The organism is Rhizobium sp. SVR5-9E (assembly GCF_056755095.1).
Genome location: NZ_JBNDHS010000013.1, coordinates 15,762 through 29,175 on the forward strand (window position 1 = coordinate 15,762; position 13,414 = coordinate 29,175).

The window sequence follows — 13,414 nt, forward strand, 5'->3', positions numbered from 1 at the left end:
GGGAGGGAGAGAACCATGACCGTAACACCTGCAGAAGTCGTCGCGCCGCCGTCGCGCGGAAAGGTGAGCTTCCTGTTCGGGCTCACTCTGATCGGGCTCCTGCTCTTCCTCTGGATCGTGCTCGGTTTCGTCACTGCCAGCTTCTGGACGCCGCTCAACATCTCGAACCTGCTGCGGCAGGGCGCAATGACGGCAATTCTGGCGCTTGGCCAAACCTTCGTGATCATCACCGCCGGCATTGACCTGTCGGTCGGCGCCATCGTCGGGTTCTGCACCGTCGTCATCGCCTGGCTGCTGCAGGCAGGTGTGCCGGTCTGGGCATCGATCCTGATAACGCTGCTAATCGGCGTCGGCATCGGGACGTTCCATGGCTTCGGCATCGTCAAAATGGGTCTGCCGCCCTTCATCATCACGCTCGCGACGCTGACTTCGCTGCGTGGCATCGGCCTGCTGATCACCAATGGGTCGACGATCAACATCGTCAACGAGCCCTTCACGAACTTCGCGCGCGCCGACTTCCTCGGCGTTCCGAGCCTGTTCTGGATGGTCGTGCTTGTCGCCGTTCCATCTTACATCTTCCTTCATCTGAGCCGCTGGGGCCGCTATCTCTTTGCGGTTGGCTCCAACCGCGAGGCGGCGCGCCTTTCGGGCGTGCGGGTGAACGGCATCATCTACCTGGCCTATATTCTCTCGGCGACCTTTGCCGCCTTCGTCGGCGTCCTGCTTGCCTCGCGCATCGCGATCGGCAACGCCACCCAGGCAGACGGATGGGAACTGCAAGCGATTGCCTCTTCCGTCATCGGCGGCACCAGCCTGTTCGGCGCGATCGGCACCGTGCACGGACCGCTGATCGGCGCCTTCATTCTGGCCACGATCAACAACGGCGCGAACCTGCTCAACGTCAACTCGTTCTGGCAGCGTATCATCACCGGCCTGCTGATTATCGTGATCGTCTATTTCGATCAGTTACGCCGCCGCCGGAGCCCGTAAGGCACAAACATCGCGAAGCCGGTGCCTAGCCGGCTTCCTCATGTTCAGAATGCGAGATCCGTCATGAAAGCAGTGCTTTGCCACAGACCGGGTGTGCTCGACATCGTCGAGCGCCCCTCTCCCGGCATTCCCACTCCCGGCTGGGTTCGACTTGCCGTCAGCCATGTCGGCATTTGCGGCACCGATTATCATATCTTCGAAGGCAAGCACCCCTTCCTCGAGTATCCGCGCGTCATGGGCCATGAGATCTCGGCAATCGTGCTGGAAGGTGGCGACGGGGCTGCGATCGCCGCTGGAACGCCTGTGATCGTCAATCCCTATCTTTCCTGCGGAAGCTGCGTTGCCTGCCTTAAGGACAAGCCGAACTGCTGCACGAATATCAAGGTGCTCGGCGTCCACACCGATGGAGCTTTCTGCGAAGAGATCACCGTTCCGGCTGGCAATCTCTATCCGGCGAAGGGGCTGAGCCTCGAAGCGGCCGCGACGGTTGAGTTTCTTGCCATCGGCGCGCACGCCGTGCGCCGTTCCATGGCACCGGCGGGTTCACGCGCGCTCGTCATCGGCGCCGGACCGATCGGACTCGGCGCTGCGATCTTTTCGCGGATTGCCGGCTATGACGTGACGTTGCTCGACACCAGCCCCGAACGGCTGCAGATGGCGGCCGAGGTTTTGGGTTTCACATCCGGCATTGTCGCGAACGATAACACGATAGACGCAGTGAAAGCGAAGACCAATGGCGACGGCTTCGACGTGGTCTTCGATGCGACAGGGTTCGGCCCTTCGATGGAGCAGGCCTTCAATTTCGTGGCTCACGGCGGCGCGCTGGTTCTGGTCAGCGTCGTGAAGGACGATATCCGCTTCTCCGATCCCGAGTTCCACAAGCGCGAAATGATGGTGATCGGCAGCCGCAATGCGACGCGCGCCGATTTCGAGCATGTGGCGGATTCGATCGCAAAGGGCCTGGTGCCGGTCAACAAGCTGATCACCCACCGCACGACGCTGGCCGATGCGCCGCGCAATCTCGCCCGCTGGGCCCATGAAAAAACCGGCCTGATCAAGGCCGTCATCAAGGTTGCGGCGTAGAGACCTCAGATAGCGTCGATGACGGCGCGCATCTGCCGCACGATGGCGGCATCCGTCTGGTTCGAACCCGGCGCTTCGAAGCCGAACGCGACGGCGCGCGGGTCTTGGCTCGCGACCGGCGAACTGCAGGAGCCGTGAATTTCGCGGGCGCCGGTAGCGCGCAGAATTTCGGCGGCATTGGATGGACGCACGCCGCTTCCCGGCATGATCGAAATCCGCCCCTCCGCCTTGGCCGAAAGCCGCTTCAATGTCTCCAGGCCATCCATCGCCTTCGGTGTGCAGCCGGAGGTGAGAATGCGCTCGCAGCCGAGTTCGATCGCCTGCTGAAGTGCCGCATCCGGATCCGGAACCAGATCGAAGGCCCGGTGCAGCGTGGAGCCGAGGCCCGCGGCATGCGCCTTGAGGCGCTGGATCAGCGGCATGTCGAGCGTACCATCCGGCCGGTTGGCGCCGATGACCACACCTTCGAGACCGAAGGCATGGACGGCATCGATATCTGCCATCATCGCAGCTTCATCCGCCGCGTCGAAGATGAAGGGACCGGCATGCGGACGGATCATCGCGTAAACCGGGATCGGCGCAGCGGCAGCGGCCTTCATGAGGCCAGCAACCGGCGTCAAGCCACCGAGTTCGAGTGCCGAGCAAAGTTCGATTCGGTCCGCGCCGCCCTTAATCGCGGCGGCGAGGCCTTTTGGGCTATCCACGCAGACTTCCAGCAAAACCGGCATCTTCGAATCTCCTTCATCCCGCCGCCATCTTCTTTAAGCGACGGAAACGGCTTTCGCGACAGGTGTGGAAACGATTTTGCGCACCGCCTCGGCGATCATCGCACAGGCATCGGCCGACGCCTTCCGGTGGTTGAAGGCGATATGATAGGTGATCGGGATATGGTCCGCGAGCTCGACGATGCGCACCCGATCGGCGATCGGCATCGCGCTGACCCGTCCGAGAAAAGAGACGTAGCCGTGGTTAGCGACGAGATCCACGATGACCGGCAGTGAATCGGCAGCCGTAATATCCTGGTTGCGAAAGCGCCGGCTTGCGGCTCGCTCGCGGCGTAGCGCCGCTGCGGCCTCGCCCAGGCCGGTTCGCTCGCTCGGCGTACATATCGGGTGCTCGGCCACGAGATCTGCAACTGTCAGCGCAGTGCTTTCCTGCGGCGCGATTGCGACCAGATCCGTGCGCAGGAGTTCCCGATGGCCGAAGCTCTCCAATTCGAAGACGGAATCCAAAATCGCCACGTCGATGCGGCCCGACTTCAGGGCCTCGCGCAGGTCGTCCGCGGTCATGGAGATGAGGGAAATGGCGTTCTTGTTGCGCCCGGTATTCCAATCGGCCACCAGAGCGCCCAGGCAGCGCGCCACCCAGCTTTCTGCGCCCGTCGGAATGATCGATCCGATGCGCAGCGAATGCGCAGCACGCCGATAGCGCTCGTCAGCCGCCGACTTGAGATCGTTCCAGGCCTGGCTGATCGCCGAGAAGATGGCGTAAGCCCGCCTCCCCTCTTCGGTTAGCGTAGAGCCGTGCGCCTGACGTTGAAGCAGCGGATATCCGACGAACCTCTCAAGATTGGCGATCTGCAGTGAAAGCTGTGGCTGGCCAAGCCTAAGACGCCGTGCAGCCCGATTGATGCTGCCCTGATCCGCCACTTCCAGAAAGCGCTCGATTGTCACGATCTTGATGGGGATTCGTGAAGCCCAGTTCTCGAAGGTTTCGGCTGGCCCGCCCGTCAATTCGCGGAGTTGCTCGACGGCGAGCATGATCGGTTGCAGTCCGTCGCGCACCTTGCCGCTCGCAATCAGCTTGACCAGTTCCCCCGAGCTGCGTTCGGTGAGTTTGATTGCAAGTTCGCTTTCAAGATTGCTGACTGCTGCCGAGACCGTGGAAGCCGCGAGCGAAAAACGCCGCGCGGTCATTCGCACCGAACCCGAGGCGAGAACGTGGCTGGCAACAAAGATGGCGCCGAGATGCAATGCGTTCTCCGGAAGTGACTGAAAAAGCAGACGATATGCTGTGTTCGCAAAAAAAGATATCCCTGCTCAGGGACCAGCGGGCCTATCGTCGCCGTCAAGTACAACTGCCGGGCGGAACGACGGAAAAGAGCACCGGCAGGTCGTGGAAACACGCTAGGGAACAAAAACAAATCGCGGCGACCCGGCAAAAGGAAATGCAATTCCACGCGCGGCTATGCTTTCACGGCCATAATCGCGCCGCGACTGCAGATACTGGAGAGGGTTGCATCGATTTTTCGAGCGTGCACACTATTTCCATGATGCTCGAACGTCCGGCGTGATCGCGGCTTTGCGCTTTCGCCGGCGGCTTTTATGCGCGAAGGTTCCCGCCCGGACCCTCGCGACGGGTTAATTGGTGTTAACAAAGGGACACGCCATGCTCAAGAAACTCGCGCTCGCCGTATCACTTTCCGCTTTTGCGGCGGGTGCGGCCCATGCTGCCGATGTCGTCGTTTCGTCGAAGATCGACACGGAAGGCACGCTGCTCGGCAATGTTATCGTACTTGCACTGGAAGCCAACGGCATCAAGACGAAGGACCGGATCGCGCTCGGCGCAACACCGGTCGTGCGCAAGGCGATCACGGCCGGCGAAATCGACATCTATCCGGAATATACCGGCAATGCCGGCTTCTTCTTCAACAAGCCGGATGATGCCGCCTGGAAAAACCTCGAGCAAGGCTACGAACTTGCAAAGAAGCTCGATTACGACGCCAACAAGATCGTCTGGCTGACACCCTCGCCTGCCAACAACACTTGGGCGCTCGGCATCCGCAACGACGTCGCCGGCCCGAACAAACTCAAGACCATGTCGGAATTCGGCAAGTGGGTCGCCGGCGGCGGAGATGTCAAGCTCGCAGCGTCCTCCGAATTCGTGAACTCCGCCGGTGCGCTCCCCGCTTTCCAAAAGACCTACGGCTTCCAACTGAAGCCTGACCAGATGGTCGTTCTTTCCGGCGGCGACACTGCCGCAACGATCAAGGCCGCAGCCGACCAGACCAACAGCGTCAACACCGCCATGGTTTACGGCACCGACGGTGCGATCGAGGCTGCCGAGCTCACCGTCCTCGAAGACGACCAGAGCGTGCAGCAGGTCTATGCGCCGACGCCCATCGTCCGTGAGACCGTGTTGAAGGCAAACCCGAAGATCGAGGAAATCCTTGCTCCGATCTTCAAGAGCCTGACGGCGGACGAACTCCGCAAGCTGAACGCCAAGATCCAGGTCGATGGCGAACCGGCGAAATCCGTCGCAGAAGGCTATCTGAAGGAAAAAGGCTTCCTCAAGTAATTTGCCGACGCTCCGCCCTCGTCGCAGGGCGGAGCGCTTTCCGGGCAGGGATGGATCGATGGAAGAAACCTTAGCGGTCCGCAAACTGGATCGGCTTGGCGTGGTTCTAGTAACTGCCGGCGTCGTTGGCACAGCGCTTTTGCCCTTCATCTATGTGAAGGCCAACCGCATCGCCTCCGGCAAGCCGTTGCTGCTCATGCAGCTTCTCGACCACCCCTCCGTCGTCATCCTCACCATTCTGCTTGTTGCCACCGCATCTGCCACCCTCTTCGTCCGAAACGCGACGCTGCGGCTTGCGATCGCAACACTCGCTCTGGCCGCCTTGATTGCATCGATCGGCTTGATCGCCACGGCCTTCACGCCGCCCAACAGCAACGCGGCGCGCATGACGCCGGGCGGCGGGTTCTGGGTCCTGTTTGCGGTTGTCGGCCTCATCATTTCCGACGCACTCATCAAGATCCGGCTGACACCATGGATGCGTGTGGCGGCGCTGATCGCGTACACGGCATTGCTTGCCGCCTTTCTTTACTCCGGTCTGCTGGACAGCCTGTCGATCATGAAAGAGTTCGCAACGCGCTCGGCGCAATTTTGGTCCGAGGCCGTCGCTCATCTGCTGCTTGCCTTGGGATCGCTCGCTATTGCCATCGTGATCGGCCTGCCGCTTGGCATCCTCTGCTTCTGGGTGCCCAAGCTTCGCGCCGTCGTGCTGCAAGGGCTCAGCCTGATCCAGACCATTCCAAGCCTTGCGCTCTTCGGCATCCTGATGCTGCCGCTCGGCTATCTCGCGACGCATGTGCCGCTTGCAGCCGATCTCGGCATCCGCGGCATCGGGACGGCGCCTGCGCTGATCGCCCTCGTGCTCTATTCGCTGCTGCCGATCGTCGCCAATACCGTCGTCGGTCTCGAGGGCGTTGATCCTTCCGTCCGGGATGCGGCGGCCGGCATGGGGCTGACACGCCGCCAGATCCTGACGGGCATCGATATGCCGCTTGCCTTTCCGGTCATTCTCACCGGCATCCGCATCGTGCTGGTGCAGGCGATCGGCCTGGTGACCATCGCGGCGCTGATCGGCGGCGGCGGTTTCGGCATCTTCATCTTCCAGGGCCTTGGCCAGACAGCCATGGACCTCGTGATGTTAGGCGCTGTGCCAACCGTCTTCTTCGCCTTTTCATCGGCCGTCATCCTCGATGCGGTCATCGACAGCATCCGGGAACCGACCGCATGACCATGATCGAGATCAGAAACGTCACCAAGCGCTACGGTGCCGCAGCCGTCGTCGACAATGTCTCGATGGGCGTTGAGAAGGGTTCGATTACGGTGATTGTCGGCACCTCCGGTTCGGGCAAATCGACGCTGATGCGGATGATCAACCGTCTGGTGCCGATTACCGAGGGGCAAATCTTCGTTGCCGAACAGAACGTCATGGACGTGCCAGCGACGGAGCTCCGCCGCAAGATCGGTTATGCGATCCAGGGCCATGGTCTCTTTCCGCATCGGACAGTAGCGCAGAACATCGCCACGGTCCCTGAACTTCTGGGCTGGGAGGCTGGCCGCGTCGCCAAGCGCGTCGACCACTTGCTCGGGCTGTTCAACCTGGACCCGGCGACCTTTGCGGGCAAGTATCCGCATCAGCTTTCCGGCGGCCAGCAGCAGCGCGTCGGCGTTGCCCGCGCGCTTGCCGCGGAGCCCGAACTCTTGCTGATGGATGAGCCCTTCGGCGCGCTCGATCCAGTCATCCGCGGCAAGGCGCAGGATGATCTTCTGGCGATCCAGAAGCAATTCGGCACCACCATCATTCTCGTAACCCACGACATGGACGAGGCCTTCCATCTCGGTGACCAGATCGCGGTCATGAGCAACGGCAGGCTGTTGCAATGTTCGACGCCGGAAAAGATCCTCACCGAACCGGCCGATCCCTTCGTGCAGCAACTGACGGGCACCTCCGACAAGGCCTTGAAGCTGATGTCGCTGCTGCCGCTCAAGGAAAGCATGGCGCCCGCCAAGACCGGTCTGCCCTATACACTGCCGCAATCGCTCAGCCTCAGAGACGCGCTCGCGGAAATGATCTGGCAGGGGGTCGACGAGGCAGCGGTGCAGGACGCCAACAAAGCTCCGGTCGGCTCGATCTCCATGACGCGGCTCCTCGAACTGGGCCGCAAGGCATGAAGCTTGTTGTTGCCAATCTCTTCCGCGTGGCGGCGCTGGTGCTGCTTCTCATCCTGCTTTTCAGGACGGAGTGGCTGTCTTTCATCCTGGTCCCGCTGACAAGCAACAACGCGCCGCCAATCTATACCCAAAACAGTTTGCCCTCGCTTGCCTTCGGCCACCTGGAGCTTGTGGTGACCTCGATCGTCGGCAGTGCCGTTCTGGCGGTCCTCGCCGGCGTTTTCGTCACGCGGAAAAGCGGCGAGGATTTCCTGCCGTTGTCGCGTGCGATTGCCAATGCCGGGCAAACCTTCCCGCCTGTCGCCGTGCTGGCGCTTGCCGTTCCCGCAACGGGCTTCGGCGCCGCGCCAACGCTGATCGCTCTCTTTCTCTACGGCCTGTTGCCGATCTTCGAGAATACCGTATCCGGACTTCGGCAGGTTTCAGCGTCCGTACTCGATGCCGCCGACGGCATGGGGATGAACGCCACGCAACGGCTCTTCCGGGTCGAGCTACCGCTGGCGCTGCCGCTCATCCTGGAGGGCCTTAAGGTCGCAACCGTCATCAATATCGGCACCGCGACGATCGGCTCCACGGTTGCGGCAAAGGGGCTCGGCGAAGTCATTATCGCCGGGCTGATCTCCGACAATACCGCCTTCATCTTGCAGGGCGGCCTCATCGTTGGCCTGATGGCCGTGCTGATCTATGACGCAATGGGTCTGGTCGAAAGCGCGATCACGCGCAGAATTGGCTTGCACCCCGCCTGATCCGGCGGCTACCAAGGCTGCCGTGACACGGCAATGGGAGGCACCCTTGGCAAAGATGATCCACTCCATGATTCGCGTTGTCGACGAGGCGCGATCGGTTAGTTTCTATAACAGGGTCTTCGGGCTGACGGTTGCCGACCGGGTCGATTTCGAAACCTTCACGCTGATTTACATGAGCAATGCCGAGACCGGCTTCGAGCTCGAGCTGACGGTCAACAAGGGCCGAACCGTGCCCTACAATCTCGGCGACGGCTATGGCCATCTCGCGGTCTCGGTGGATGAAGTTGCTATCGAACACGAGCGGCTGACCAAGGCGGGCCTCAACCCCGGCAATCTTGTTGAACTCAATCGCGACGGCAAGCTCTTCGGCCTGTTCTTCTTCATTACGGATCCCGACGGTTACAAGATCGAAATCCTGCAGCGCCACGGCCGTTTTCAGTAGCGGTCAGCGCACCAAAAAGGCCCCACCAGCGGCGGGGCCCTTTCCGGCTCGTCCTCGCGAACGACGTTACATCCAGTAGGGTGGCACACCGTAATAATCATAGACGCGGCGGCCATTGTCATTGTACCAGCTGTCGTCATCGTCCGCATAGCTTGGCGCACCTTCGATTTCTTCCTTCGTGAGATCGATACGGTAGCCGTCAAGTTGGGTGTCGTAGGTCAGTTTTTCCCAAGGCAGCGGATAATAGTCATTGCCGATACCCAGGAAGCCGCCAAAACTGAGCACGGCGTATGCCACGCGGCCATCCTGCTTCCCGATGATCAGGCGCTCGATCGAGCCAATGTGCTTGCCATCAGCGCCATAAACGCGAGTACCTTCAACACGGTCGCTTGCGATCAGCGACGGGGTGTCTGTGACGTTGGGGTCGCGGCGGCTGACATTGCTGTCCTCGTTAAGCATCTATGCAGCTCCTCTTCGTTGCATTCCTCGCTGTGATAACGCCCCTTCAGACCCAAAGTTCCGGTTTTCATCGCCAGCATACAGCGCCTTTATTGACGTTTACGTCAAAGTCAGTGTAATTCCAATCTGAGCTTGATCCACTCAGGCAATGGCATAAGCTGACGATCGGAAGATGGAGGATCATCCGGTCGGCAGCAGCAGACCGGGATCCGTGGACGGCCAGGGGAGAGAGACACGATGAGCAACAGTTCCGTCCATCCGAGCGGCGCTCAGCCAAAAAAGCCTTGGCTTGCCACATATCCGGCGATCGTTCCCGCCGAGCTGCCGCCGCTGGAACATGAGTCGCTGGCGGAACTGCTGGAAAAATCGTGCAAGGACTACGCCAACCGCATCGCTTTCTCCAGTATGGGCAAAACGCTCACCTACCGCGAGTTGGAGCGGCAGACGCGCAAGGTTGCCGCCTGGCTGCAAAGCATCGGGCTTCAAAAGGGTGATCGAGTCGCCGTGATGATGCCGAACGTGCTGCAGAACCCGATCGCGGTTTATGGCATATTGCGCGCTGGCCTTGTCGTCGTGAACGTCAACCCGCTCTATACGCCGCGCGAACTGGAGCATCAGCTGCGCGATTCAGGTGCCAAGGCGCTGTTCGTGTTGGAAAACTTCGCCCGTACTGTCGAGCAGGTGCTTGCAAAGACCGATGTGCGCCACGTCGTCGTGACCGCTCTCGGCGAGATGCTGGGCGCAAAGGGGGTGCTCGTCAACTTCGTCGTTCGCAAGGTGAAGAAGCTCGTCCCCTCGTGGTCGATCCCGCAGCACAAGACATTCAAGCAGATCCTCAGCGAAGGCGCAGGCAGGACGCTGCAGCCGGCAGCCATCAAGGCCGGCGATATCGCCTTCCTTCAATATACCGGCGGCACGACAGGGGTCGCCAAGGGCGCTGTGCTGACGCATCGGAACCTTCTTGCCAACAAGCTGCAGCTGCAGCTCTGGCTGAGATCCGCCTTCGAGCTCAAGAAGCAGCCCGACGTTCTGAACTTCATGTGCGCCCTGCCGCTCTATCACATCTTCGCGCTGACGGTGAATTCGCTGATGGGCATGTCGCTCGGCGCACACAATATCCTGGTCGCCAACCCGCGCGATATCCGCGGCTTCGTCAAGGAATTCGGCAAGTCCAACGTGCATATCTTCCCCGGCCTCAACACGCTATTCAACGCGCTGATGAACAATGCCGATTTTGCCAAGCTCGACTTTTCCTCGCTGATCATGTCGCTCGGCGGCGGAATGGCGGTGCAGCGTCCGGTCGCCGAACGCTGGCTGAAGATGACGGGCTCGCACATCACCGAAGGCTATGGCCTCTCCGAGACCTCGCCCGTTGCGACCGCCAACCGCTTCGATTCTGCGGAATTCACAGGCTCCATCGGCCTGCCGATCCCATCCACGGAGATCGACATTCGCGACGAGGACGGCAATTCCCTGCCGCTCGGCGAGATCGGCGAAATCTGCATCCGAGGCCCGCAGGTGATGGCGGGCTACTGGCAGAAGCCGGAGGAGACCGCGAAGGTGATGACACCGGATGGCTTTTTCCGCAGCGGCGACATGGGCTTCATGGATGAGCGCGGCTACACCAAGATCGTCGACCGCAAGAAGGATATGATCCTGGTTTCCGGCTTCAACGTCTATCCGAACGAGGTCGAGGAAGTCGCTGCCATGCATCCGGGCATCGTCGAGGCCGCCGCCGTCGGCGTGCCGGATGGCCATTCCGGTGAGGCGGTGAAACTCTTCGTGGTCAAGAAGGACCCGGCGCTGACCGAGGCAGACGTGAGGGCCCATTGCGCTGCCAACCTCACGAACTACAAGCGTCCTCGCTTCATCGAGTTCCGCGCCGAACTGCCGAAATCGCCGGTCGGCAAGATTCTCCGGAAAGACCTGCGCGGCTGATTTTGACAGTTGCGTGAAATTTGAAGCCATCCGCCTGGTGCGGGTGGCTTTTTTGCATTGCGGCGGTCGCCGAACTTGATTTGCGCCCTACAAAGCGAATAGTTTTCGCGACCCTCACGCCCTGCAAAGGAGCTTCCCATGAAAGCCATCGTCGAACAATTGAAGAGCACCGCGGCCGCCACCAAGGCAACCGATCTTCGCGCCGCCTTTGCCGCCGATCCCAAGCGTTTCTCGCGCTTTACCACCTCCCTCGACGACCTTCTGATGGACTATTCGAAGACCGCCGTGAACGATGAAATCCTGGCGCTTCTCGTCAAGCTCGCAGAAGAAGGCGGTGTCGAGAAGAAGCGCGAAGAGATGTTCTCCGGCAAGGCGATCAACTTCACCGAAAACCGCGCTGTCCTGCACACCGCGCTGCGCAACCGCTCCAATACGCCCGTATTGGTGGACGGCAAGGATGTCATGCCTGAGGTGAACGCCGTACTGGCCGCCATGGGCAAGTTCGCCGACGGCATCCGCTCTGGGGCGCTAAAGGGCGCGACCGGCAAGAAGATCACCGACGTCGTCAATATCGGCATCGGTGGTTCGGACCTCGGCCCCGTGATGGCGACGCTTGCCCTGGCACCCTTCCATGACGGTCCGCGCGCACATTTCGTTTCCAACATCGATGGCGCACACATCGCCGATACCCTGAAGCTCGTGCAGCCGGAAACGACGCTTTTCATCATCGCTTCGAAGACTTTCACGACCGTCGAGACGATGACGAACGCACAGACGGCGCGCAATTTCATCGCCAAGGCGCTCGGCGAAGCGGCCGTGCAGCATCATTTCGCGGCCGTATCGACGGCGCTCGACAAGGTCGCCGCCTTCGGCATCGGGAGCGAACGCGTTTTCGGCTTCTGGGATTGGGTCGGCGGCCGCTACTCGATCTGGTCGGCGATCGGCCTGCCGCTGATGATCGCGATCGGACCGGAAAACTTCGGCAAGTTCCTCGACGGCGCCCATGCCGTCGACAATCATTTCCGTAAGGCACCGGTTGCCGAAAACCTGCCGATGCTGCTTGGCCTGATCGGCTTCTACCACCGCAACGTGCTCGGTTATCCGACCCGCGCGATCCTGCCCTACGACCAGCGCCTGTCGCGCTTCCCGGCCTACCTGCAGCAGCTCGACATGGAATCGAACGGCAAGGGTGTCACGATCGACGGCACACCGGTCGAGGGCAATTCCGGCCCGGTCGTCTGGGGCGAGCCGGGCACCAACGGCCAGCATGCTTTCTACCAGCTCATCCATCAGGGCACGAGCATCATCCCGGCAGAATTCATGATTGCCGCCAACGCCTTCGAGCCGGAACTTCGCCACCAGCACCAGCTTCTGATGGCAAACGTGCTTGCCCAGTCGGAAGCGCTGATGAAGGGCCGCACCTTCGAGGAGGCCAAGAAGCAGCTGACTGACAAGGGCATGGACGACAAGAAGGCCGACTTCATCGCGCCGCACCGCGTCTTCACCGGCAACCGCCCGTCGATCACTTTCGTCTATGACAAGCTGACGCCCTATGCGCTCGGCCGCCTAATTGCGCTCTATGAGCACCGCGTTTTCGTCGAGGGCGTGCTCTTCCGGATCAACTCCTTCGACCAGTGGGGCGTCGAGCTCGGCAAGGAACTCGCGACCGGCCTTCTGCCGGTCATCGAAGGCAAGGAAAGCGCCGCGGGCCACGATTCCTCGACGCAGGGCCTCGTTGCCGCGCTGGCCAAGCTCGCGAAGTAATGGATGTTCCCGTTCTTCGGATCGCGCGTCCGACGGATGACATAAGCCGGCTCCGCCCCTTCTATGAGGCGGGGCTTGGTTTTGTCGAACTCGTTTCATTCGAGGACCATAGCGGCTTTGACGGTTTGGTCCTTGGCCATCCACTGTGGCCTTACCACTTTGAATTCACGCATCACCGCGGCCATACTGTCGGTCGCGCACCCACAGCAGACAATCTTCTCGTATTTTATGTACCCATTCGATCCACATGGGAGATGGCCATCGGAAGGATGACTGATGCCGGCTTTTCCGCCGTCATGTCCTACAATCCTTACTGGGACGTTACCGGGCGAACATTCGAAGATCCCGATGGCTATCGGATCGCCCTTCAAAAATGCCGAATGGCGACGATAGTCTTTCGCTTGAAGCCGTCGAAAGCCGAACCACCTGATCATCTCACATTGGAAGGTAAGCAGGAGAAGCCTATGGACTTGGCTGATGATGTGCTGATTGGATTCGAAGCGCAGGGTGCTGCGCCATAAGTTTTTTG

General features: G+C 60.8%; 14 protein-coding genes. 11 read left to right on the plus strand and 3 right to left on the minus strand.

The annotated features are described in order from the left end of the window. The first annotated feature begins 15 nt into the window (after positions 1-15). Both ACPYOJ_RS09145 and ACPYOJ_RS09150 read left to right on the plus strand, forming a co-directional pair. Positions 16-990, plus strand: a complete 975-nt coding sequence (locus tag ACPYOJ_RS09145; protein WP_481415957.1) for an ABC transporter permease — start codon at positions 16-18, stop codon at positions 988-990. 63 nt (positions 991-1,053) lie between these two features. Next, complete coding sequence (locus tag ACPYOJ_RS09150) at positions 1,054-2,073, plus strand: zinc-binding alcohol dehydrogenase family protein (protein WP_481415958.1); 1,020 nt, start codon at positions 1,054-1,056, stop codon at positions 2,071-2,073. Positions 2,074-2,078: 5 nt separating this feature from the next. On the opposite strand, the gene ACPYOJ_RS09155 is transcribed toward ACPYOJ_RS09150, so the two are convergent. Together ACPYOJ_RS09155 and ACPYOJ_RS09160 are read right to left on the minus strand one after the other, a co-directional pair. Beyond that, positions 2,079-2,801 carry a copper homeostasis protein CutC gene (locus tag ACPYOJ_RS09155; protein WP_481415959.1) on the minus strand — a complete coding sequence of 241 codons (723 nt, stop codon included), beginning with the start codon at positions 2,799-2,801 and terminating at the stop codon, positions 2,079-2,081. A 33-nt stretch (positions 2,802-2,834) separates the two neighbouring features. Next, the gene (locus ACPYOJ_RS09160) at positions 2,835-4,046 is read right to left on the minus strand and encodes a LysR family transcriptional regulator (protein WP_481415960.1); all 1,212 of its coding nucleotides are present in this window, start codon (positions 4,044-4,046) and stop codon (positions 2,835-2,837) included. On the opposite strand from ACPYOJ_RS09160, the gene ACPYOJ_RS09165 reads away from it, so the two are divergent. The 6 genes from ACPYOJ_RS09165 (at position 4,046) to ACPYOJ_RS09190 (ending at position 8,724) form a co-directional block, all read left to right on the plus strand. Then, positions 4,046-4,366 carry a hypothetical protein gene (locus tag ACPYOJ_RS09165; RefSeq protein ID WP_481415961.1) on the plus strand — a complete coding sequence of 107 codons (321 nt, stop codon included), beginning with the start codon at positions 4,046-4,048 and terminating at the stop codon, positions 4,364-4,366. The genes ACPYOJ_RS09160 and ACPYOJ_RS09165 overlap by 1 nt on opposite strands. A 95-nt stretch (positions 4,367-4,461) precedes the next feature. Continuing rightward, entirely contained in the window at positions 4,462-5,370 is a 909-nt protein-coding gene (gene osmF, locus ACPYOJ_RS09170) for a glycine betaine ABC transporter substrate-binding protein OsmF (protein WP_481415962.1), read from the plus strand. Between the two features lie 58 nt (positions 5,371-5,428). Then, entirely contained in the window at positions 5,429-6,595 is a 1,167-nt protein-coding gene (locus tag ACPYOJ_RS09175) for an ABC transporter permease (RefSeq protein ID WP_481415963.1), read from the plus strand. Next, a complete protein-coding gene (locus ACPYOJ_RS09180) occupies positions 6,592-7,536 on the plus strand; it encodes an ABC transporter ATP-binding protein (protein ID WP_481415964.1) in 945 nt (314 codons plus the stop codon). Before ACPYOJ_RS09175 ends, ACPYOJ_RS09180 begins: the two co-directional genes overlap by 4 nt. Further along, positions 7,533-8,282 carry an ABC transporter permease gene (locus ACPYOJ_RS09185; RefSeq protein WP_481415965.1) on the plus strand — a complete coding sequence of 250 codons (750 nt, stop codon included), beginning with the start codon at positions 7,533-7,535 and terminating at the stop codon, positions 8,280-8,282. The genes ACPYOJ_RS09180 and ACPYOJ_RS09185 overlap by 4 nt, the downstream gene beginning before the upstream one ends. A gap of 46 nt (positions 8,283-8,328) precedes the next feature. Beyond that, entirely contained in the window at positions 8,329-8,724 is a 396-nt protein-coding gene (locus tag ACPYOJ_RS09190) for a VOC family protein (RefSeq protein ID WP_481415966.1), read from the plus strand. A 66-nt stretch (positions 8,725-8,790) separates the two neighbouring features. On the opposite strand, the gene ACPYOJ_RS09195 is transcribed toward ACPYOJ_RS09190, so the two are convergent. Then, entirely contained in the window at positions 8,791-9,183 is a 393-nt protein-coding gene (locus ACPYOJ_RS09195) for a PRC-barrel domain-containing protein (RefSeq protein ID WP_481415967.1), read from the minus strand. A gap of 237 nt (positions 9,184-9,420) precedes the next feature. On the opposite strand from ACPYOJ_RS09195, the gene ACPYOJ_RS09200 reads away from it, so the two are divergent. From ACPYOJ_RS09200 to ACPYOJ_RS09210, 3 genes are all read left to right on the plus strand, one after another. Further along, positions 9,421-11,121: a long-chain-fatty-acid--CoA ligase gene (locus tag ACPYOJ_RS09200; protein WP_481415968.1), complete on the plus strand. Its 1,701-nt coding sequence runs from the start codon at positions 9,421-9,423 to the stop codon at positions 11,119-11,121. 138 nt (positions 11,122-11,259) lie between these two features. Continuing rightward, on the plus strand, positions 11,260-12,885 hold the full coding sequence (gene pgi / locus ACPYOJ_RS09205) for a glucose-6-phosphate isomerase (RefSeq protein ID WP_481415969.1): 1,626 nt from the start codon (positions 11,260-11,262) through the stop codon (positions 12,883-12,885). Further along, positions 12,885-13,406 (plus strand): VOC family protein, encoded by a 522-nt coding sequence (locus ACPYOJ_RS09210; protein ID WP_481415970.1) that lies wholly within the window; start codon positions 12,885-12,887, stop codon positions 13,404-13,406. The genes pgi and ACPYOJ_RS09210 overlap by 1 nt, the downstream gene beginning before the upstream one ends. Positions 13,407-13,414 lie beyond the last annotated feature (8 nt).

Bases quoted from the DNA above. Each gene is read 5' to 3' on its own strand.
- ACPYOJ_RS09145 (WP_481415957.1), top strand. From the start codon at position 16: ATGACCGTAACACCTGCAGAAGTCGTCGCGCCGCCGTCGCGCGGAAAG.
- ACPYOJ_RS09150 (WP_481415958.1), top strand. From the start codon at position 1,054: ATGAAAGCAGTGCTTTGCCACAGACCGGGTGTGCTCGACATCGTCGAG.
- ACPYOJ_RS09155 (WP_481415959.1), bottom strand. From the start codon at position 2,801: ATGCCGGTTTTGCTGGAAGTCTGCGTGGATAGCCCAAAAGGCCTCGCC.
- ACPYOJ_RS09165 (WP_481415961.1), top strand. From the start codon at position 4,046: ATGCGTTCTCCGGAAGTGACTGAAAAAGCAGACGATATGCTGTGTTCG.
- osmF (WP_481415962.1), top strand. From the start codon at position 4,462: ATGCTCAAGAAACTCGCGCTCGCCGTATCACTTTCCGCTTTTGCGGCG.
- ACPYOJ_RS09175 (WP_481415963.1), top strand. From the start codon at position 5,429: ATGGAAGAAACCTTAGCGGTCCGCAAACTGGATCGGCTTGGCGTGGTT.
- ACPYOJ_RS09180 (WP_481415964.1), top strand. From the start codon at position 6,592: ATGACCATGATCGAGATCAGAAACGTCACCAAGCGCTACGGTGCCGCA.
- ACPYOJ_RS09185 (WP_481415965.1), top strand. From the start codon at position 7,533: ATGAAGCTTGTTGTTGCCAATCTCTTCCGCGTGGCGGCGCTGGTGCTG.
- ACPYOJ_RS09195 (WP_481415967.1), bottom strand. From the start codon at position 9,183: ATGCTTAACGAGGACAGCAATGTCAGCCGCCGCGACCCCAACGTCACA.
- ACPYOJ_RS09200 (WP_481415968.1), top strand. From the start codon at position 9,421: ATGAGCAACAGTTCCGTCCATCCGAGCGGCGCTCAGCCAAAAAAGCCT.
- pgi (WP_481415969.1), top strand. From the start codon at position 11,260: ATGAAAGCCATCGTCGAACAATTGAAGAGCACCGCGGCCGCCACCAAG.
- ACPYOJ_RS09210 (WP_481415970.1), top strand. From the start codon at position 12,885: ATGGATGTTCCCGTTCTTCGGATCGCGCGTCCGACGGATGACATAAGC.